This is a genomic window from Amycolatopsis sp. CA-126428 (assembly GCF_002904335.1).
Lineage (GTDB): Bacteria > Actinomycetota > Actinomycetes > Mycobacteriales > Pseudonocardiaceae > Amycolatopsis.
This window is the reverse complement of record NZ_PPHF01000074.1, coordinates 574,563-595,458: the sequence shown is the minus strand read 5'-3', so window position 1 is coordinate 595,458 and position 20,896 is coordinate 574,563. Positions and strand designations below refer to the sequence as shown.

Annotated in this window: 10 protein-coding genes and 1 pseudogene; 2 read left to right on the top strand and 9 right to left on the bottom strand. The window is 73.6% G+C overall.

The annotated features are described in order from the left end of the window. Positions 1 to 66: 66 nt before the first annotated feature. Positions 67 to 507, bottom strand: coding sequence for a winged helix-turn-helix transcriptional regulator (locus tag C2L58_RS21005; RefSeq protein WP_103339295.1), 441 nt, complete (start codon positions 505 to 507; stop codon positions 67 to 69). 131 nt (positions 508 to 638) lie between these two features. On the opposite strand from C2L58_RS21005, the gene C2L58_RS21000 reads away from it, so the two are divergent. Next, entirely contained in the window at positions 639 to 1,835 is a 1,197-nt protein-coding gene (locus tag C2L58_RS21000) for a thiolase family protein (protein ID WP_103339294.1), read from the top strand. Positions 1,836 to 2,037: 202 nt separating this feature from the next. Here C2L58_RS21000 and ligD read toward each other — a convergent pair whose 3' ends face one another. After that, complete coding sequence (ligD, locus tag C2L58_RS20995) at positions 2,038 to 2,988, bottom strand: non-homologous end-joining DNA ligase (RefSeq protein ID WP_103339293.1); 951 nt, start codon at positions 2,986 to 2,988, stop codon at positions 2,038 to 2,040. Positions 2,989 to 3,028: 40 nt separating this feature from the next. Between ligD and C2L58_RS20990 the strand changes: the two genes are divergently transcribed. Then, positions 3,029 to 3,865: a PHP domain-containing protein gene (locus tag C2L58_RS20990; protein WP_103339292.1), complete on the top strand. Its 837-nt coding sequence runs from the start codon at positions 3,029 to 3,031 to the stop codon at positions 3,863 to 3,865. 63 nt (positions 3,866 to 3,928) lie between these two features. On the opposite strand, the pseudogene C2L58_RS20985 reads toward C2L58_RS20990, so the two are convergent. From C2L58_RS20985 to C2L58_RS20955, 7 genes and pseudogenes are all read right to left on the bottom strand, one after another. Continuing rightward, positions 3,929 to 5,960, bottom strand: a pseudogene (locus tag C2L58_RS20985) (DHA2 family efflux MFS transporter permease subunit). A gap of 80 nt (positions 5,961 to 6,040) precedes the next feature. Next, positions 6,041 to 6,877: an SDR family NAD(P)-dependent oxidoreductase gene (locus C2L58_RS20980; protein WP_103339291.1), complete on the bottom strand. Its 837-nt coding sequence runs from the start codon at positions 6,875 to 6,877 to the stop codon at positions 6,041 to 6,043. Positions 6,878 to 6,999: 122 nt separating this feature from the next. Continuing rightward, positions 7,000 to 8,169, bottom strand: a complete 1,170-nt coding sequence (locus tag C2L58_RS20975) for a glycosyltransferase (protein WP_103339290.1) — start codon at positions 8,167 to 8,169, stop codon at positions 7,000 to 7,002. Continuing rightward, entirely contained in the window at positions 8,169 to 8,975 is an 807-nt protein-coding gene (locus C2L58_RS20970) for an alpha/beta fold hydrolase (RefSeq protein WP_103339289.1), read from the bottom strand. The genes C2L58_RS20975 and C2L58_RS20970 overlap by 1 nt, the downstream gene beginning before the upstream one ends. After that, complete coding sequence (locus C2L58_RS20965; RefSeq protein WP_103339288.1) at positions 8,972 to 9,277, bottom strand: acyl carrier protein; 306 nt, start codon at positions 9,275 to 9,277, stop codon at positions 8,972 to 8,974. The genes C2L58_RS20970 and C2L58_RS20965 overlap by 4 nt, the downstream gene beginning before the upstream one ends. Further along, a complete protein-coding gene (locus tag C2L58_RS20960) occupies positions 9,274 to 13,563 on the bottom strand; it encodes a beta-ketoacyl synthase N-terminal-like domain-containing protein (protein ID WP_369904227.1) in 4,290 nt (1,429 codons plus the stop codon). The genes C2L58_RS20965 and C2L58_RS20960 overlap by 4 nt, the downstream gene beginning before the upstream one ends. Further along, complete coding sequence (locus C2L58_RS20955) at positions 13,557 to 20,342, bottom strand: type I polyketide synthase (protein WP_103339286.1); 6,786 nt, start codon at positions 20,340 to 20,342, stop codon at positions 13,557 to 13,559. Before C2L58_RS20955 ends, C2L58_RS20960 begins: the two co-directional genes overlap by 7 nt. Positions 20,343 to 20,896: the final 554 nt, after the last annotated feature.

Sequence of the window (20,896 nt, the reverse complement as noted above, 5' to 3'; positions counted from 1 at the left end):
GTCAACGGCGGGACGCGGAAAAGGCCCCCTCGCGGGATGCGAGGAGGCCTTTTGCGGGAACGGGGGTCAGGCGTGCACGGCACCGAGGCGGATCGCGTGGGTGCCCGGGGCGTTCACCGGGTCACCGCAGTGGGCGCAGACGGTGGCCGGTTCCAGCACCTCACCGCAGGCGTGGCGCCAGAGCGTCGGCGGCTCACCCCGGTGGACGTACTTGTCACCCCAAGCCATCAGCCCGAGCAGGACCGGCTGGAGCGCGCGGCCGGCTTCGGTCGGGTGGTACTCGTGACGTGGCGGGTGGGCTTCGTACTGGACCTTCTCGAGCACGCCGGCGTCGACGAGCTTGCGCAGCCGGGCGGCCAGGATGTCGCGGCTGGCGCCGGTGTTCTCGGCGATCTGGTTGAACCGCCGCTCGCCCAGCATGATCTCCCGCAGCGCGAGCAGGCTCCACCGTTCGCCGACGACCTCCAGCGCCTCTGCGACCGAGCACTCGCGACCACGCCGGACCATGCCACCTCCAAGGGGTTGAAAATCCAACCTAGCACGTCAGCCTCCTGTGACGTGGCGAACAGCTGAGTTGTGAATCCCAACCGACCAGGCGTATACCGAAGGCATCCCCGATCTGCGAGGAGGCAGACGCCATGACGGACGCGGTGATCGTCGACGCGGTACGAACCCCGATCGGCAAGGGCAAGCCGAACGGCACACTCGCCGGGGTGCACCCGGTCGACCTGCACGCCCACGCCCTGCGCTCGCTCGTCGACCGCACCGGCCTCGACCCGGCCCGGATCGACGACGTGATCAGCGGCGCGGTCGGCCAGATCGGCGAGCAGAGCATGAACACCGCCCGCTGGGCCGCGCTCGCCGCCGGACTGCCGGAGTCGGTGCCCGCCGTGACCGTCGACCGCCAGTGCGGCAGCAGCCAGCAGGCGATCCACTTCGCCGCACAGGGCGTCATCGCCGGCGCGTACGACGTCGTGATCGCCTCCGGCGTCGAGTCGATGAGCCGGGTGCCGATGGGCAGCCAGGTGGCCGGCCGAGACCCGTTCGGCCCGCAGATCGCCGCCCGCTACCCGGACGGCTTGGTACCGCAGGGCATCAGCGCGGAGCTCATCGCCGCGAAGTGGGGCTTCACCCGCGCCGAGCTGGACGAGTTTTCCGCCGAAAGCCACCAGCGCGCGGCAAAGGCGTGGGCGGACGGCAAGTTCACCGGCGAAGTGGCACCGCTGAAGGCACCCGCCCCCGACGGCACGCTGCGCGAGATCACGACCGACGAGACCGTCCGGCCCGGCACCACACCGGAGATCCTCGCCGGCTTGAAGCCCGCGTTCCGCGCCGACGTCTGGGAGCAGCGCTTCCCGGACCTGGGCTGGCACATCACGGCGGGCAACTCTTCACCGATCAACGACGGCGCGGCAGCGCTGCTCATCACCAGCAGCGAGACGGCCGCGGCACTGGGCCTGAAGCCCCGAGCCCGCATCCACAGCTTCGCGGTCGCCGGCGACGACCCGCTGTTCATGCTGACGGGCGTCATCCCGGCCACCCGCAAGGTCCTGGCACGCGCCGGGCTCGACGTGGCGGACATCGACGCATTCGAGGTCAACGAGGCATTCGCCAGCGTGGTGCTGGCCTGGCAGCGCGAGATCGGAGCGAACCCGGCCAAGGTCAACATCAACGGCGGCGCAATAGCGCTGGGCCACCCCCTGGGCGGCAGCGGCGCCCGCTTGGCGACAACACTGCTGTCGGTCCTGGAGCAGACGGGCGGCCGCTACGGCCTGCAGACAATGTGCGAGGCGGGCGGCCTGGCCAACGCAACGATCATCGAACGCCTGAACTGACCCACTTCCAACCAGCCCGCGGACGGCAGACAGCGCAAGGCGTCCCCCGCACGGAACCCAGACCTCCTGCAACCCCGATCCGAAGCCAGTACACGGCCGGCGGTGCCGGGTCAAGGCACGCTTTCCCGCCTTGACGCGGTACCGCCGGCCGTAGTCACAATCAGGCTTCGGGGTTGCGAACAGGACCCCCGGAAAGAGAACATCACCCAGGATCAGGCGGCTCCTCAACCCCATCCCGATCAGCCCACTCCAGCAGCGGCTCAAGCGAGAACACCGCGCCATCGATCCCGGCATGAAGATCACCCACCTCGGCAAACCGAGCGGGAACCGTGGCAATGGTGAAGTCCCCCGGCTCGGCATCATCGATCTCCGTCCACCGGATCGGCGTAGACACCGTACCTTCAGGATTCCCACGAACCGAATATGCACTGGCGATCGTGTGATCGCGAGCATTCTGGTTGTAGTCGACGAAGAGCAACCGCGGATCCCGATCCTTCCGCCACCAGGTCGTGGTCACATCATCCGGAGCCCGTCGTTCAACCTCATGAGCAAAAGCCAGCGCAGCCCGGCGCACATCAGCAAAGCCCCAACGAGGTTCAATCCGGACATAAATGTGCAGCCCACGGCCTCCAGAAGTCTTCGGCCACCCGACAGCACCAAGCTCGTCGAGGATCTCATGGGCCACATGCGCAACCCGGCGAACCCGGTCATAGCCGCAGTCAGGCATCGGGTCGAGATCGATCCGCCACTCATCAGGCTTCTCGGTGTCCGCCCGGCGTGAATTCCACGGATGGAACTCCACAGTGGACATCTGCACGGCCCAGGCGACGTGCGCGAGCTCGGTGACGCACAGTTCATCCGCGTGCCGGTTGTAGCGCGGAAACGTCACCCGGACGGTTTCCAGCCACGGCGGCGCGCCGTTGGGCACGCGCTTCTGGTGCACCTTCTCCCCCGCCACACCGGACGGGAACCGGTGCAGCATGCAGGGGCGTTCGCGGAGGGCGTTGACGATGCCGTCGCCCACCGAGAGGTAGTAGTTGACCAGGTCGAGCTTCGTCTCGCCGCGGGCCGGGAAGTAGACCCTGTCCGGGTTCGAGATCCGCACGGTGTGCGGGCCGACCTCCAGCTCCACCGCCGCCGACTTCTGCGCCATGCCTCAGAAGGTAGCCCAAAACCCGGGTTACGGTGGGCTGGTGAGCCTGCCGACGGACGGTCACGTCCACACCGAATGGTCCTGGGACACGGTTACCGGCTCGATGATCGGCTCCTGCGAGCGGGCGCTCGAGCTGGGGCTGCCGTCGGTGGCGTTCACCGAGCACGCGGACCTGACGCCGTGGCTGATGCCGGAGCCGATCCGGCCGTTGCTGCCGGACCACTTCCGGGTGCGGCTGCGTCCGGACGGCGTCCTGGAGCCGCCGGAGCTGGACGTCGAGGGGTACTTGGCGTGCGTCGAGGAGTGCCGCTCGCGGTTTCCGGGGCTGCGAGTCCTGTCCGGAGTGGAGCTCAGCGAGCCGCACTGGCACCGCCCGCAGGCGGACGCGCTGCTGGCGGCCCACGCCTTCGACCGCGTCCTCGGCTCGGTGCACTCCCTTCCGGACGGCGAGCACCACCGCGAGCTGACGGTCGTGTCGGACCGGCCGCCGGGCGAGCTGCTGCGCGCCTACCTGGGCGAGGTGCTGGGCCTGGTCGAGTCCACGGCGGACTTCGCGGTGCTCGCCCACATCGACTACGCACTGAGGTCGTGGCCGGGCGAGGGCCCGCCGTTCGTGGCGGCGGACTTCGAGGAGGAGTTCCGGACGGTGCTGCGGGCTCTGAAGGCGAGCGGCCGCGCGCTGGAGGTGAACACGAAGGTGCCGCTGCCGGGCGAGGTGGTGCGGTGGTGGTTCGAGGTGGGTGGTGAGGCCGTGGCGTTCGGCAGCGACGCCCACGAGCCCGGGCTGGTCGGCCACGGCTTCACGGAGGCGGCGGCCCTGGTCGAGTCGTGCGGCTTCCGGCGAGGCCGAACCCCGCACGACTTCTGGCGCCGCTGACCCCGCCACGGCTCGCCTCAGGCGCTTGACCCGCACACACGCACCGCCCGGGCGCGGCGAGCGTCAGGCCAGGGCGTGGCGGCCGGAGGTGCGCGACTCGGCGCTCTGGTCCATCAGCCGGGCCGCGACCCGGCCGATGGCCGCGTCCAGTTCGGCTCGGTTGTTCGCTCCCCAGTCGCCAAGCCGGTCGGCCAGCCAGTCGTGCCAGGCCTGGACCACCGTTCCGAACTCCTCGCGGCCCGCGGACGTCAGCTCCCAGCCGTCGCGGGTGTAGCGCAGGTGGCCGGTCAGCTCCAGGCGGTTGAACGCCGGCTCCAGCACCGGCGCCGGCACGCCGAAGTCGTCGCCGATCGCCCGCAGCGTGGCCGGCGAACCACGGCGTTCCCGCAGGTGGACCTGCAGCAGGCACCAGATGCCGCCCTCGTCGAGGTCTCCCCCGGCCCGCTCGACGATCGCGGGGGCCACCTTCCGGCGCTCGCGGAAGAACAGCGTGGCGACCGCGCGCTCCAGCTCGCGGTCGTCGGTGCGCGCCTCCGGCATCGCGAAGCCGTCACCGAGGTCGGGGGCGGCCGCGCGGGCCGTGTCGCGCAGCGGGACCTCCTTGAGGAAGAACGCCAACGCGAACGCCACCAGGCCGACCGGGGCCGCCGCGAGGAACACGACGTGCAGGGAGTCGCTGTACGCCTGGATCACCGGGGCCGACACCGGCTCCGGCAGCGCGTGCAACGCCGTGGGCACCTGCAGCGCCCGCGGGTCGACCCCCGGCGGCACCGGCAGGGCGGCCAGCCTGGGTGTCAGCTGGTTGGCGTACACCGTGCCGAAGATCGCCGCGCCGAACGAGCTGCCGATCGAACGCAGGAACGTCACGCCCGAGGTCGCGACGCCGAGGTCGGCGTAGTCGACGGTGTTCTGCACCGCGATGGTCAGCACCTGCATGCCGAGCCCGATGCCGAGCCCCAGCACGGCCATGTACGCCGAGGCCTCCCAGAACCCGGTGCCGGTGTCCAGCCGGGACAGCAGGTACAACCCGATTGTCATGCCCGCCGCGCCGGCCAGGGGGAAGATCTTGTACCGCCCGGTGCGGCTCACCGCGTTGCCCGCCGCGATCGACGCGACGAGCAGCGCCAGCACCATCGGCAGCAGCCGGACCCCGGACGTCGTCGCGGACGTGCCCTGGACGTACTGCATGTACGTCGGCAGGTAGGACAGCGCGCCGAGCATCGCGAAGCCCACGACGAAACTCATGATGCCGCCGACGGTGAACACCGGGTTGCGGAAGAGCCGCATCGGCAGCATCGGCTCCTGCGCCCGCAGCTCCACGAAGACGAACGCCGCGAGCAGCACCACCGAGCCGAGCGCCATCCCGATGATCACCGGCGAACCCCACGCGTACTGCGTGCCGCCCCAGCTGGTGACCAGGGTCAGGCCGGTCGCGGCGAGGCCGATGAGCAGGATGCCGAGGTAGTCGATCACCGGCTTGACCGCGGCGCGGGCGTTCGGCATCGCCGAGGAGGCCACCACCAGCACCACCACGACCAGCGGGATGTTGACGTAGAACGCCCACCGCCACGACAGGTGGTCGACGAAGAACCCGCCGAGCATCGGGCCCGCCACGGTGACCACGCCGAACACCGAGCCGAGCACGCCCTGGTACTTGCCGCGCTCGCGCAGCGGGACGACGTCGGCGATGAGCGCGGTCGAGGTGACCATCAGCCCGCCGCCACCCAGGCCCTGCACCGCGCGCCAGACGATCAGCCAGATCATGCTGTCGGCGAACCCGGCGCAGAACGAGCCGATGCCGAACACGACCACCGACAGCTGGAACATCAGCTTGCGGCCGAAGAGGTCGCCGAGCAGCTCGGGCGACCACGGTCATGATCGTCTCGGCCAGCAGGTAGGAGGTGACCACCCAGGACAGGTGCCCGGCGCCGCCGAGGTCGCCGACGATGGTGGGCAGCGCCGTGCCGACGATGGTCTGGTCCAGTGCCGCCAGCAGCATCCCGAGCAGCACGGCGCCGAACACCGCGTTGACCCGGCCGCGGCTCAGGGCGGGCGGCGCCGCGGCGCCGGCTGTGACCTCCGCGGTGGCCGTCATCTCCGCCCTCCTCGCTCGGCCTCCAAGCTAGTGCGCGAGGTCCACTGTGGATAGCCACCCGTTCCGGTGGTCCGGGCCGCTCAAAGGGTCCAGCGGTCCCGCGGCGGCGATTCGAGGACGAGCTCCCCGGCGACGGCCGCGGCGATCTCCTCCACCGTCCAGTGCTCCCGGTGCCGGACCGGCCGGATGATGGCCGGCTGCCGGACGGCGTGCAGGTGCCCGTCGGCGAGCCGCAGCACCTGCCCGGTGACCCCGGCCGAGAGGTCGCTGAGCAGGTAGGTCACCAGCGGTGCCACCCGTTCGGGTGGCGGCGCGTCGCGGTTCCCGTTCGGGTCGGCGGCCATCAGCCGGGTCCAGGCGATCGGGCTGACGGCGTTGACCCGCACGCCGTGCTCGGCCAGGTCCGCGGCCCACGAGTAGGTCATCGAGGCCACCGCGCCCTTCGACGCCGAGTACGCGGCGGCCCGGCGCTGCCCGATCATCGACCCCGACGTCACGTTGACGATGACCCCGCGGCCCCGGGCGCACATGACCTTCGCGGCCGCGGTGCCACAGTGGAGCGGACCGAGCACGTTGGTCTCGACCAGTGCGCGGGCCAGCTCGGCGTCGTCGTCCTCCCACGGCGGCGCGTGGTAGCCGATCGCGGCGTTGTTGACGAGCCCGTCCAGCGTCCCGAACTGCGTGCAGCACCGGCTGATCAGCGACCGGGCGTAGGCGGCGTCGGCCACCGACCCGACGCTCGCCACGGCGGTCCCGCCGTCCGCCACGATCGCCGCCACCGTCTCGTGGGCCGGTTCCGCGTCGACGTCGTTGACGACGACGGCGGCCCCGTTCTCGGCCGTGTGCCGGGCGAACGCCCGGCCCAGCCCGCGTCCGGCACCGGTGATCACGACGGCCCGCCCGTCCAGGAAACCCATGGCGTCCAGTGTGACCCGCGACCGGTCCGGGTGCGCGGTAAGGCCACCGGAAACGGCTGTGCACGACGGAAAAGAGACTGCACCGGCGTTCTGCGCGTACGCCTGCACGGGCGGTCCGAGGTTCAGGTTCTCAGGTGCGCCAAGCTCTCCAACGCCAGCTGCTCCAGGTGCCCCGCCGCCGCCGGGCTTCCGCCCGCCGCGTGGAACGAAGCCGCCACCGCCTCGGCCGCGCGCCGGTATGCCGGTTCCGTCAGGACCTCCTCGACCGCCGCCCCGATGCGGGGGGCGTCCGCGCGGCCGAACCGCAGGCGGATCCCCGCGCCCGCCGCGACCACCTGGGCCGCGACGATCGGCTGGTCGTCCCGGATCGGGGCCACCACCAGCGGCAGGCCGTGCCACAGCGTTTCGCAGACCGTGTTGTGGCCCGCGTGGCACAGCACCGCGTCGACCCGCGACAGCAGCGGCAGCTGCGGGACCCGCGGCCGCACCAGGACGTTCGGCGGGACCTCGCCGAGCACGCCGCCCGGGTCGGCGATCACCGCGCGCGCGGGCGAGCCGGCGAAGGCCTCGGCCGTCGCGGCCAGGAATCCGGCGCCCGCGGCGGTGTTCGCCGTGCCGAGGGAGACCAGCACCGTCGGCCGGAGCGGGTCGAGCCACTCCCACGGGAAGTCCGTCGTGGACGGCCGCGCGCCGAGGGCGGGCCCGACGAGCCGGACCGACGGCGGCAGGTCGGCCGGGCCGAGCAGCTCGCGGGTGGTGAAGGCGAGGACGCCGTGGGGTGAGAACCGCGGGTCCGCCGTACCCCGGCCGCCGGCGATCCGCGCGCGCAGCCCGTCGAGCAGCGAGCCGACCCACTCCCCGACCTTCGGCATCGCGGCCAGGGGGTCGACGAGTTCGGCCGACGTCGTCGCCGACGTGACCCACGGCAGGCCGGCGGCTTCGGCGAGCAGGCCGCCGGTCAGTGCCTGCTGGTCGGCCACCACGACGTGCGGCTCGAAGGCCTCGAGCGCCGCGGCCACGCCGGGGGCCATCGCGTCGGCCAGGGGAACGAGGAAGTCCTGCCAGAGGAAGCGCAGCGCCGCCGGGCCTTTCAGCTCGGCCGGGCGCACCGGCAGATCCCGCGGCACGGCGCACGAGAACACGAGCGCCTCGGGGCCGGCCAGCTGCCACAGCAGTTCGTCGTGGCCCGCCCAGGCGACCTCGTGGCCGCGCGCGGTGAGCTCGCCCGCCACGCCGACCGCCGGGTTGACGTGCCCGACCAGGGGCGGCACGACGAAGAGGAACCGGGCCACTACCGCACCCGCGTCCGCGTGCGCGCGGTGTCGCGGACCCACCCGAAGATCAGCTCGGTGACCTCCGCGGTCCGCTCGACCAGCACCGAGTGCCCCTGGTCGGGCAGTACGACGCAGCGGCACCGCTCCAGGTGCGTCTCGAAGTGCGGCACCTGGGCGGACAGCCCGGAGTCGCCGCCGAAGATGGCGAACACCGGGCAGCGGACCGGCGACAGGTCCGCCGCGATCGTCGCGCTGCGCGGGATGTCCTCGGCGATCGTGGTGGTCTGCAGGATCTTGTTGGCGGCCTTGGACAGCCGGGCGGTGTGCGCGCCGTGGTTGTCGGCGATCCAGCCGATCACCTCGTCGATCGCCAGCCGGGTCTTGGCGTCGGCGAGCCCGTCGGCCATGTGCCGGGTCCACTCTTCGGTCGGGGGTTCGCCCTCGAGCACGACGACGCTGGCCACCCGGTCGGGCCGCGCGGCGGCCAGCCCGAACGCCACCGAAGCACCGAAGGAGTTGCCGACGACGTGCACCGGCCGGGTGATGGCACACGCGTCGAGCACCGCGACGAGGTCGTCGACGAACCGCTCGAGGTGGTACCCGGACGCCGGGCGCGTCGTGCGGCCGTGCCCGCGCAGGTCGTACATCAGCACGTCGAGCCCGCGCGCGGCGAAGTCCGGGCCGAGGGTGAAGTAGTAGCTGGCCAGGCTGTCGGTGAGCAGGCCGTGGACGCAGACCACGATCGGCGCGTCGCCGTCCAGCGGCTCGTCCGGGGTGAGCCGCTGGACGTGCACGTCCAGCTCGCCGGCGCGGATCCGGCTCACGCCGTCGCCCGCAGGGAGGCGACGATGTACCGCACGAGCTCGCCGACGGTCAGCGCGATGATCTCGTCCAGGTCGCGCTCGGCGATGAAGGTGGCGAAGTTGACGCGGTCGCCGTAGCGCTCGCGCAGCTGCCCGGACAACGCCACGAGGTCGACGCTCTCCAGTTCGAGGTCGTCGTGGAACGTCGTGTCCATGGTGATCTCGGTGTCGTCGAGGCCGTACTCTTCGAGCAGCTCCCGCAGCATCTCGCTGAGCTGGGCGAGCACGGTCACCTCGTTCGCGGCCGTGGTCTCGATGCTCATCCGGCACTCTCCTTCGTCTCTTCGGTCCAGGCGACGACGTAGCGGCGCGGCGGCGCACCAGGGGGGTTCTCGATGTCGGCGCAGCACACGCGGTACTCGCCGCCCGCGACGCGAACGGTCAGTTCGTCCGGGGCCGCCGCGACGACCTCGAAGTCCCGGGGTTCGCCGCGCAGGCCGGTGCCGCGCAGCTTCGCCACGGCCTCCTTCGCCGTCCAGAACCGGGCGAACCACTGCTCCGGGTCGCCGGGCAGGCTCGCGAACAACGCCAGCTCGCCCGCGCCGAGCGCGGCCTCCACAGTGGACTCCGCGCGCGGCACGACCGCTTCGACGTCGATGCCGCAGCGCCCGTGGCGGGCGATCGCCACGCCGGCTTCCGCGCGGTGCGCCACGGAAATCGTCACCGGCGGCAGCTCCCGGCCGTAGGCGCCGGTCGCGAACGGCCGGCCCGCCTCGTCGTTGCCGATGCGCAGCTCGGCGGGGAACATCTCGGGTTCACCGCGGGCCCAGAGGAACTGGCGGACCGCGTCCTTGGCCGCGATCCGGCCGAGCAGCCACTGCCGCCGCCCGCGCGGGGGACGGCGTTCGTAGGCGTCGCGCTCGGGGCCGGCGAGGTAGTTGCGCATGATCAGCTCGCGGGTCGCGAGGTCCGGCCACTGCTCGTGCACCAGTGCCCAGCCGCCCGGCTGCTCGTGCGACAGCGTCGAGCGCTCGGGCGTGCGGTCGGCCTGGCGGATGTGCGCGGTGCTGTCGAACCGCCGGTCGCGCCAGCCGGTGAACTCGGCCCAGACTTCGCCGCGGCGGACGAGCTGCATGTCCGCTTCGAGGAACTCGTCCGTCAGCCCGGTGATCCGGACCAGGCACTCCAGGCGTTCCCCGGGGGCCGGGTGCGGGCCGTGGAACCGGATTTCGCGCATGGCGACCGGGAAGACGGTGGTCCGCTCGGGCAGCCGCGACATGATCCAGTAGCCGAGCACCTGGCCGACGTTGTCGAGCAGCGCGCCGGGCGCGGCCGGCGTCGTCAGCACGGCGCGGATGTGCCGTTCGCCGACGGCGGTCAGCTCGGTGACGCCCTGGAACCGCGGGCCGTGGAACATCCAGCGCTCGTCGTAGAGCTGCGCCGCGGTGGTCTCGGGGACCTGCTCGGCCGACGCCGGGAACCGCCACGGCGCCGGCGCACCGGCCGGGTGGTCCGGCGCGAGCTCCACGACGGCCTGTGAGTAGCCGGCGATGGCCGCGTGGACCCGGTCGGCACCCTGCGGCCGGACGCGCACCGGCACGGTGACCGCCGGGACCGCGGTGATCCACTGGCTCAGCCGGACGTCGTGCACGGCGACCGCGTGGCGGCCGGGCGCGGCCTGCTCGGCGAACCGCATCAGGTGGTCGATCACCGTGGTGGCCGGGACGACCGGCCAGCGGTCGCCCGGGTCGGCCTGCGGTGGCTGTTTGAAGAAGCAGTGGTCGAGCAGGTACGGCATCGCCTCGAGCGACACCGTGAGCGTGGTGTCCAGTTCCCGCGGCGCCGGGAGACGGCGGGCCGGCCCGGCGAGCACGGTGGACGCCAGCTCGGCGGTGTCGGCCAGCAGGGCGGCGAACTCCGCGGCGAGCGGGCCCTTCGCCGCCAGGTCGTCCACAGTGGACCGGCGGGTGGCCGGCAGCGCGATGCGCGCGCGGACCTGCTCGTCGAGGGAGATCAGGCGGCCGCCGAGGTCGAGCTTGACCGCCTTCGGCGTCGCCGCGCGCTCGCCCGGCAGCCGGGCGAGGTCGACGTCGAGGCCGTCGGCCCACAGCGCGGTCGCGACCCGGCGCAGCTGCGCGAGGCCGGGGCGCTGCGCCGAGTGGGCCGCCACGACGAGGTGCTCCTCGCCGTGCAGGGTGTCCCCGACCAGGGAGCCGAGCTGCCCGGCGCCGACCTGGACGAACGCGCGGAACCCGGCGGCGTGCATCGCCTGCACGAGCGGGCGGAACCGCACCGGCCGCAGGAGGTGCCGCACGAACAGTTCCCGGACCTCGGCCTCGGCCGCCGGGTATTCGGAGACCGTGGTCGCGGACCAGAGCGGCAGGGAGGGCGGGTGCAGCGTGAAGCGCTCGGCCGCTTCGCGGATCGGCCCCAGGTAGGGCCGCAGCATCGGGGTGTGGAAGCCGGACCGGAACGGCAGCACCTGCGCCACGACGCCCGCGTCCCGGAACCGCTGCACGAGCGCGCCGACCGCCGCCTCCGGGCCGCAGATCATGGCCTGGTTCGGGGAGTTGTCGTGGGAGAGGACGACGTCGGCGCGCCCGGCCAGCTCCTCGAGCACGCGTGGCGCGGGCGCGCCGATCGCGGCGAAGGCGAGCCCGGGGACGACGAGCGCGTCCGGGTCGAACCCGGCGAGGAAGGCGTCGACCTCTTCTTCGGCGTGGACACCGGCCACGGCCATCGCCGTCCACTCGCCCAGGCTGTGCCCGGCGACGGCGTCCGGCGTGACGCCGATCCGGCCGAGCGCCGCGTGCAGCAGCCGGCCCAGCTCGAACACCGCGGCACCCTGCCGGCCGACGTCGCCGACCTCGACGTCCGCGTGCTTCCAGGGCAGGCCGAAGTGGCGGGCGACATCGCCGCAGTTGAGCGCGAGTTCCGATTCCAGGCCGGGGAAGAGGAACGCGATCTTGCCGCCGCCCGGGCCGAGCAGGGGGCGGTCGGCGAACCACACGTCGTTGCGGCCGCGCCAGGGCCGGCCCCGCGTCAGGACCTTCCGGGCCAGGGCGAGCCGCTTCTCCGTCGGGTCGACGACGCCGAGGCGGACCGGCCCGTCGCCGGTTTCCGGCCGGCCGGGCCGGTCGAACGCCTCGCGCAGCGCGTCGAGCGTGGGTGCGGCGAGCCGCAGCACCCGTTCCGGCTCGCGCACCACGACCGGCGTCGCGCGGCCCGGCGCCTGTTCCAGGACGACGTGGGCGTTGATCCCGCCGAAGCCGAACGCGTTGACCCCCGCCCGGCGCACCGCCGCGTCCCACGGCTCGGCGGTGTCCAAAGTGGAGAAACGCGTGCTCGCGAGACCCGGGTGCGGGTCGTCGCAGTGCAGGGTGGGCAGCAGGACGCCGTGGTGGACCGCCAAGGCGGCCTTGACGAGCCCGGCGATACCGGCCGCGGGCATCGTGTGGCCGATCATCGACTTGACCGAGCCCAGCACGGCGGCGCCCGCGCTGCCGAACACCTCCGCGAGGGTGGTGAGTTCCGCCGCGTCGCCGGCCGGGGTGGCGGTGCCGTGGGCCTCGAGCAGGCCGATCGAGTCCGGCGCGGCCGGGTCGAGGCCCGCCGCGGCCCACGCCTGCCGGACGGCCCGGACCTGGCCGCCGGAGTCGGGGCTGGCCAGGCTCGCGGTCCGCCCGTCGGAGGCGACGCCGGTGCCGGTGATCACGGCGTAGACGCGGTCGCCGTCGCGCTGGGCGTCGGCGAGGCGCTTCAGGACGACGATGCCGGTGCCTTCGCCGATCAGCACGCCGTCGGCGTCGCGGTGGAACGGCCGGATCCGCTCGGACGGCGACAGCGCGCCGAGCTGGGTGAACACGCTCCAGAAGGTGATGTCGTGGCAGTGGTGCACGCCGCCGGCGAGGACGACGTCGCACCGGCCGGTGGCCAGCTCCCGCACGGCGTGGTCGACGGCGATCAGCGAGGACGCGCACGCCGCGTCCACCGTGTACGCCGGACCGCGCAGGTCGAGCCGGTTGGCCAGCCGCGACGCGGCCAGGTTCGGCACCAGCCCGATCGCCGACTCGGGCGCCTCCGGGCCCAGCTGGTCGGTGAAGGCCTGCCGGACGGCGTCGAGCCGGTCCGGGTCCAGGTCCGGCAGCAGCTCGCCGAGGGTCCGGACGAGCTGGGTCGCGGTGCGGACGCGCTGGTCGAGCCGGACCAGGCCGGGGGTCAGGTAGCCGCCGCGGCCGAGGACGACACCGACCTTCGCGCGGTCGGCGGGCAGGCGGTCCGGGCCACCCGCGTCCGCGACGGCCTGGGCCGCGACGCGCAGCGCGATCAGCTGGTCGGGCTCGGTGGCGGGCACGGAGTTCGGCATGATCCCGAAGCCGGTGACGTCCACTTCGGCCAGTTCGTCGACGAACCCGCCGCGCCGGCAGTAGAGCCGGTCGGCCCGGCGCTGCTCGTCCGGCGCGTAGTGCGCGAGGTCCCACTTCCCGGGCGGCACCTCGGTGATCGCGTCGACGCCGCCGGCCAGGTTGCGCCAGTAGCTCGCCAGGTCGGGGGCGCCCGGGAGCAGCACCGACATCCCGACGATCGCCACGCGCACGTCCGTCACCACCCGGACGCGGTGTGGACGACGGCGCCGGTGCCGGCGCGGCCCCACGCCAGCTCGCGCAGCAGGCCGAGGGTGCCCTCCTCGGGATCGATCAGCGCGATGCCGCGGCGGGCGTAGTCGCGCATCAGCTCGGGCGTCACCATGCCGTCGTGCTCGCCGGTCGGCGCCCACGGTCCCCAGTGGACGGTCACCGCGCGCCCGGCGGGCCACCGGTCGCCCAGTGCCTCGAGGGCGTCGTTGGCGGCGGCGTAGTCGGACTGGCCCCGGTTGCCGAGGGCGGCGGCGATGCTGCCGAACAGGACCACGAACGCCGGCTCGTCGGGCAGGTCGGCGGTCGCCTCCAGGAGGGTGCGGGCACCGTCGACCTTGGTGCCGTACACGCGCTCGAACGACTCCGGCGTCTTCTCGGCGACGAGCTTGTCCTCGATCACGCCGGCCGCGTAGACGATGCCGTCGAGGCGGCCGTGTTCGGCGTGGATCTCCTTGACCGCGCGGTGCACGGCTTCGGCGTCGAGCATGTCGACCGACTGGTAGCGCACCGGGCTGCCGAGGGCTTCGAGCTTCGCCAGGGTCTGCCGGACTTCGCGTTCGCCCCGGATCCGGCGGACCGTCCGTTCGATTTCGGCGGGGCGCTTCAGCCCGGCGGCGATGAGCGCGGCGCGGAGGTCCTCGGTGGTCTTGGCCTGGGGGTGTTCGTCTTCCGCCGCCGGGACCGGCGTCCGCCCGAGCAGTTCGATCCGGCAGCGGGCGGTTGCGGCGAGGGTCGCGGCGAACCGGGCGGTGATGCCTTTGGCGCCCCCGACGAGCAGGACGACCGAGTCGCGGTCCAGCCCGATCGCGGCGGCTTCGGCGGCGCCGTCGCCCGCCGGGCCCGCGCCGCTGCTGCCGAGCGGGCCGAGGTCCTGTTCGGTCATCCGGAAGCCCCGGCGGTCCGGGCCTTCGCGGACGACGACCGGCTCGCGGTCTATTGTGGACAGCTCTTGCACGAAGGCCGCGGCCTGTTCCTCGGGCGTTTCGGCCGGGGACAGCTCCACCACGCGGGTACGGGTGTCCGGATACTCGCGGGCGAGGCTGCGGTGGAAGCCGCGCAGACCTTCGCCGGGCCCGGCGGTCAGCAGCCAGGCGGGCTCCGTGGCCAGGGCGGCCTGGTACCGCGGGAAGGCGGCGGGCAGCGCCGGCGCGTCGCCGGGAAGGAACAGGACCCCGTCGAACCCGGCCCGCACCTCGTCGGCGACCTCGGCGGTCGCGCCCAGCCCGGTGAGGTGGGTCCGGACGGCCTCGGCGAGCGGACCCCCGCCGAGCAGGAGGAACTTCCGCCCGGCAACCTCGGGAGCTCCCGCCGACGCGAGCTCGGTCTCGGCCATGACCAGGCGTTTCGGTGCGATGACGAGCGGGGCGGGCTCGGCCGGGGACTGCGGTTCGGCCGAGTCGCGCGGCGCGGATTCGGCCGGTGCCGTGCCGTCGATCAGCTCGGCGATCGCTGCGGCGGTTCGGGCCTTGGCCAGCTCCTCGACGTCGCCTCCGGTGTCGAGGTTCAGGCGGGTGGCCAGTTCGCCGGCGATCTCGGCCCGCTTGATCGAGTCCACGCTCAGGTCGGCCTCCAGATCGAGGTCCGGCTCGATCATCTCCACCGGATAGCCCGTCCGCTCCCCGATCACCGCGACCACGGTCTCCAGCACCGAAGCCGCTTCCGGCTCCGCAGGGGGACGTTCATCGCCGATCAGCCCGGCGATCGCCGCGGCCGTGCGGGCCTTCGCGAACTCCTCCACGTCCCCGCCGGCGAGCCCCAAGCGGGACGCCAGCTCGCCCGCGATCTCGGCCCGCTTGATCGAGTCCACGCTCAGGTCGGCTTCCAGATCGAGGTCCGGCTCGATCATCTCCACCGGATAGCCCGTCCGCTCCCCGATCACCGCGACGACCGTCTCCAGCACCGAGGCCGTCCTGGGCGTCGCGACCGGAACGACCACGGGCGGCTCGATGACCGGCACCGGGATCGGGGCCGCGACCGGCAGCGAAACCTCGGTGCCGAGGAAGCCCAGGAGCACGTCACGCTGGGCGGCGATCATCTCGCGGCTCGTGCGCAGGAAGTCGGCGACCATCGCCTCCGACGTGGCCGCCTGCGGGGCCGCGGCCGCCACGCCGAACGAGACCCGTTCCGCCGGGCGGAGGGCGCCGGCCGGGATCGTGCCGTCCGCCGTGCGGACCAGGTGGCCGTCGACCGTCCACCCCGGACGCTTCGGACGGGGCGCGGTGAAGGCGTCGACCGCGTCGCGGCCGCGGAACAGCCAGCTCGTCTCGATGGTCACCCCGGACACCGCCAGCTGCGCCAGCGCGCCGAGCAAGCCCGGCAGGCCGCGGCGGCCCGGCTGTTCGAACCCGACCGTCCGGTGCGGCCGGTCGCCGAGGATGGCGGCGACCTGCTTCGCCAGCACGGCCCCGGGCCCGGCCTCGACGAACACCCGCGCGCCGGCCGCGTACATCGCCTCGACCTGCTCGACGAACCGGACCGGCGCGCCCAGCTGGGCGGCCAGTTCGCCGCGGATCGCGTCCGGGTCCGCCGGGTAGGGCGCGGCCGTCCGGTTGCCGTACACCGGGACCGCGGGCCGCACGACGCCGATCGCGTCCAGCGCCCGGCCGAACGCCTCCCCCGCCGGTGCCACCAGCGAGCTGTGGAACGCGCACGCGACCTGGATCCGCTTCGCGCCGAGCCCGGCGGCGCGCAGGTGGCCGACGGCGGTCTCGACGTCGGCGGTGGGCCCGGAGATGACCGTCTGCTGGGGCGAGTTGTGGTTGGCCAGGACGACGGCGCCGAGTCCCGCGTCGGCGAGGACCTTCCCGGTTTCCGCGGCGCCCGCCGAAACCGCGGCCATCGCGCCCGGGTCGTCCGCCGGTACCGCGTCGACGATCGCGCCGGCCCGGGCGTGGCTGGCGTGGAGCAGGGCATCCGGGGTCAGCGCACCGGCCGCGGCCAGCGCCGTCAGCTCGCCGTAGCTGTGCCCGCCCAGCATCGCGGGCCGCACGCCGGCGCGGGTCAGCAGCCGGAACGCGGCCAGCCCGGCCATCCCGAGAGCGGGCTGGGCGACGCGCGTGTCGGTGACCCGATCGACGAAGTCCCGCCGCGCCGTCTCCCCGAACACCGCCGGGCCGAAGACGACCTCGGCCGTCGCCGGGTCGAGCCGCAGGTACCGCTGCAGCTCGGGGAAGGTGACGAACAGCTCGGCGAACATGCCCGGCTGCTGGCTGCCCTGCCCGGGGAACAGCACCGCGACCTCGCCCGCCACCGCGTCGTCCGCGCGGAACACACCGCGTGCGTCGTGCCCGGCCAGTGCCTGCCGCAGCAGTTCGGTCAGCTCGTCCACAGTGGACGCGACGACGGCGAGCCGCGCCGGCCGCCCGTGCGCCCGCTGGGCCGCCGCCAGCGCCAAATCCCGCAGCCGCCACGGCGAAGCGGCTTCCGAAGCCATGGCCAGCAGCTCCCGCGCCGCCGGCTCCGTCGCGAAGGTGAACAGCTCGGCGGGCCACTCGTCCGCGGCCTGCGCGGGCGGCACGCCGTCGTGCGCGCCCAGCACCACGTGGAAGTTGGTGCCACCGAAGCCGAACGCGCTCACCCCGGCGAGCCGCTCGGCCGGTGGCGCGGTCCACGGCTGCGCGGCCGACTGGAACACGAACGGGCTGGTCTCGGCATCCCACGCCGGGTTCGGTGCCGAAAGGTGCAGCGTCGGCGGTTTGACGCCGGTGTGCACCGCCAGCGCGGCCTTGATCAGCCCGGCCAGGCCCGCGGCGCACTTGGTGTGCCCGATCTGCGACTTCACCGAGCCGATCGTGCACGCGCCCGGCGCGGCGCCGGCCTCGGTGAACACCTTCGTCAGCGTGCCGAGCTCGGTCCGGTCGCCGACGACGGTGCCGGTGCCGTGCGCCTCGACGAGCCCGACGCGCGCGGGCGAGACGCCGGCGTTGCGGTAGGCGCGGGTCAGCGCGGTGTGCTGGCCCTCGGGCCGGGGCGCGGTCAGGCCGAGCGCGCGGCCGTCGGAAGCCGCGCCGACGCCCTTGATCACGGCGTACACCCGGTCGCCGTCGCGTTCGGCGTCGGCGAGGCGCTTGAGGGCGATGCATGCGACGCCTTCGCCGAGCGCGATGCCGTCGGCCGCGCTGTCGAACGTCGCCGACCGCCCGGTCGGCGAGAGCGCGTGCGCCGAAGCGAACAGGAGGTAGTCGTTGATACCGTTGTGCAGGTCGGCGCCGCCGCAGAGGACGAGGTCGCTGGTGCCCGCGGTCAGTTCCTTGCAGGCGACGTCGACCGCGGTCAGCGAGGAGGCGCACGCGGCGTCGACGGTGTAGTTGGCCCCGCCCAGGTCGAGCCGGTTGGCGATCCGGCCGGCGATCACGTTGGCGAGCACGCCCGGGAAGGAGTCCTCGGTGATCCGCGGCAGCCGTTCGTCCAGTTCGGCCGGGAGTTCGCCCACGTAGGACGGCAGCACCGAGCGCAGCGTCATCGCGTTCGACAGGTCGCTGCCGGCTTCGGCGCCGAAGACGACCGACGTCCGGGTCCGGTCGAAGGCGCGGTCGGCGTAGCCCGCGTCGGCCAGCGCGCGGTGCGCGGCCTCCAAGGCCAGCAGCTGCACGGGCTCGATGCTGGCCAGTGACGACGGCGGGATGCCGTACTTCAGCGGGTCGAAGCCGATTTCCGGGAGGAACCCGCCCCAGCGCGACGGCGTCCGCTCGCCTTGCCCTTCGGGGTCATAGTACAGGGCGGTGTCCCAGCGCTGCGGGGGCACCTCGGTCACCGCGTCGGCGCCGGCCAGGACGTTCGCCCAGAACGCGGCCAGGTCGGGAGCCTGCGGGAACATGCAGGCCATGCCGACGATCGCGATCTCGAGCGGCTCGGGCGCGGGCGGCTCGGCCTCGGCGACACCGAAGGCGGCGGCCCGCGCGCGCAGGAACGCGTTCGCGCCTTCGCCCACCGAGTGGTGCAGCTCGGCGATCGTGGTGACGGCCGAGCGCAGCACGGCGACCTCGCCCGCCATGAACATGCCTTCGGCCAGCTGGCGGTCTTCGGCGACGTCCCGCAGCTCGGCACCGACGCGCTCGATACCCTTGCTCGCCAGGCGGAGCCGGCCGACGTTGAGCGTTTCCAGGTGCTCCCAGGCGTCGCGGCTCGGCACGCCGCGTTCGGCGAGGTCCGCCTTGATCGCGGCGTACTCCTCGGTGAACGGGCTGCGCACGCAGCGGGTGGCGTGGCCCGGCGCGGTTTCGAGGAGGTCGGTCCGCTCGGCTTCGAGGAGCCGGCGCTGGAACAGCGGGAGGACGGCGCCCGCGTCGACGGCCTCGCGGGTGAAGAGGTAGGCGGTGCCCATCAGCACCCCGATCGCCGCCCCGCGCGCGGCCACCGGGGCGGCGAGGGCGGCCACCATCGCGGCCGAGCGTTCGTCGTGGATGCCGCCGGCGAACAGCAGCCGCAGGTCCGCGGCCGCGGCCGGGGTGGCCGCGAGGAAGTCGGCGAGCACGCCGAGCTGGGCCTCCCACAACGGGAAGCTGGTCCGCGGGCCGACGTGGCCGCCGCACTCGGAGCCTTCGAAGACGAACTTGCGCGCGCCCGCCTCGAGGAACTGCTTCAGCAGTCCCGGCGACGGCACGTGGAGGAAGGTGGCGATACCGGCGTCTTCGAGGGCCGCGGCCTGGGCGGGGCGGCCGCCGGCGATGATCGCGTGCGTGGGCCGCAGTTCGCGGATGACCGCCAGCTGCGCGGCCTTGACGTCGTCGGCGGCGAAGCCGAGGACGCCGACGCCCCACGGCGCGTCGCCCACGGCCGCGCGGGTCCGTTCCAGCACTTCGCGGGTCTGCTCCGGGCCGGACAGGGCCAGCGCGATGAACGGCAGCGCGCCGCCCGCGGCGACCTCGGCCGCGAAGGCGGGCTGGTCGCTGACCCGGGTCATCGGGCCCTGGGCGACCGGCAGCGCCGTGCCGAGCGCGCGGCTGCCCGCGCTGCCGGGGCCGAGCACCGCGTCCGGCAGGCGCAGGGCCGCGCCGATCGCGCCGGCCAGGCCGCGCACCGCCGCGGTCACCGTGCCCCAGCGGTCCCGGAACCGGGTGGCGAGGAAGACGTCCTGGCCCGCTTCGAGAGGCTCGATCCCCCGCCGGGCCAGCACGCGGACGCCGTCGGCGACGGTCGTTTCCGAGCCGTCGAGACCGGTGACGGCGGTGGTCAGGGCCGACGGCAGTTCGGTTTCCGGCAGCAGGGCGAGCTGGGTGTCGACGACGACGCCGGCCGCACCACCGGCGACGGCGGCCGCGGCGGTGTGCGGCCCGATGCCGCCCGCCGCCCACACCGGGACGCCGATGCCGTCGTCGTCGAGCAGGGCCTGCAGCAGCACGAAAGTGCTCAGTTCGCCGATCCGGCCGCCGCATTCGTGTCCGCGCGCGATCAGGCCGTCGGCTCCGGCGGCGACGGCCCGGACGGCCGCCGCGCGGGAGGTGACCTCGGCCAGCACCCGCCGGCCCGGGAAGTCCCGCGGCGTGCCCACGGCGTCTTCGGTCAGCAGCACGGTGGTCACCGCATCGGGCAGGTCCACCGGCCGCGCCAGCCGGACCCCGAACGCCGGGACACCCCATTCCCCCAGCAGCGCGAGCTCGTCCGTGGCGGCGGCGGGCCGGGCCGTCAGGTCGAGCACGCCGAGCCCGCCCCCGCGCGCCGCGGCGGCGACCCCGCGCGCCGACGGCCATCGCAGCGGCGACACGGCGACGACCAGCCCGGCCGGCACGGAGTCGTCTTTCGAGAGACGCATGGGAACTCCCGCTACGCACGAAAGGGTGAAGGGTAACGGGGAGTACTTAAGCGGGTTCCTTCCAAGCCGTCAACAACCCACCGCGATTTCATAGCCGAGGTTCAGAAAATTCGCGATCGACCAGGCCCGCGGCGCAAGAATTTAACGTCGCCGTCACGTTCCCCCAACCCCCCGCCGAGCTGCGCGGACCGGTTCCTCGGCGTGGTCCGCCCGGCTTGCGCGGCCGGACGATGCAAGCCATGCCGCCGGGTGGCGGCGGCGCGGTTGCGCGATCCAGACCACGTCGACCGGAGGGTCCCCGGGTCCCCGCAACCCCGCCCGCTTATCCCGCGGGTAAAGCAGGCGTGCGGAAACGATCGGTTCACGGATTCGGCAACGCCACTCGCCATCGGTGACGAACACCCATTAATCCCCCTTTCCCGGAGGCCCGAAACAATGCGTCGAAGAATGCGCAGCCGGGCGCGTCCCCACCCACGACGTCCATTGTGGATTGGTCGCGCGACGGGATTCTCGGTGCTCACAAGACCACGAACGGGGGACGCCGGCGGGCGGCC

Bases quoted from the DNA above. Each gene is read 5' to 3' on its own strand.
- C2L58_RS21005 (WP_103339295.1), bottom strand. From the start codon at position 507: ATGGTCCGGCGTGGTCGCGAGTGCTCGGTCGCAGAGGCGCTGGAGGTC.
- C2L58_RS21000 (WP_103339294.1), top strand. From the start codon at position 639: ATGACGGACGCGGTGATCGTCGACGCGGTACGAACCCCGATCGGCAAG.
- ligD (WP_103339293.1), bottom strand. From the start codon at position 2,988: ATGGCGCAGAAGTCGGCGGCGGTGGAGCTGGAGGTCGGCCCGCACACC.
- C2L58_RS20980 (WP_103339291.1), bottom strand. From the start codon at position 6,877: ATGGGTTTCCTGGACGGGCGGGCCGTCGTGATCACCGGTGCCGGACGC.
- C2L58_RS20965 (WP_103339288.1), bottom strand. From the start codon at position 9,277: ATGAGCATCGAGACCACGGCCGCGAACGAGGTGACCGTGCTCGCCCAG.
- C2L58_RS20955 (WP_103339286.1), bottom strand. From the start codon at position 20,342: ATGCGTCTCTCGAAAGACGACTCCGTGCCGGCCGGGCTGGTCGTCGCC.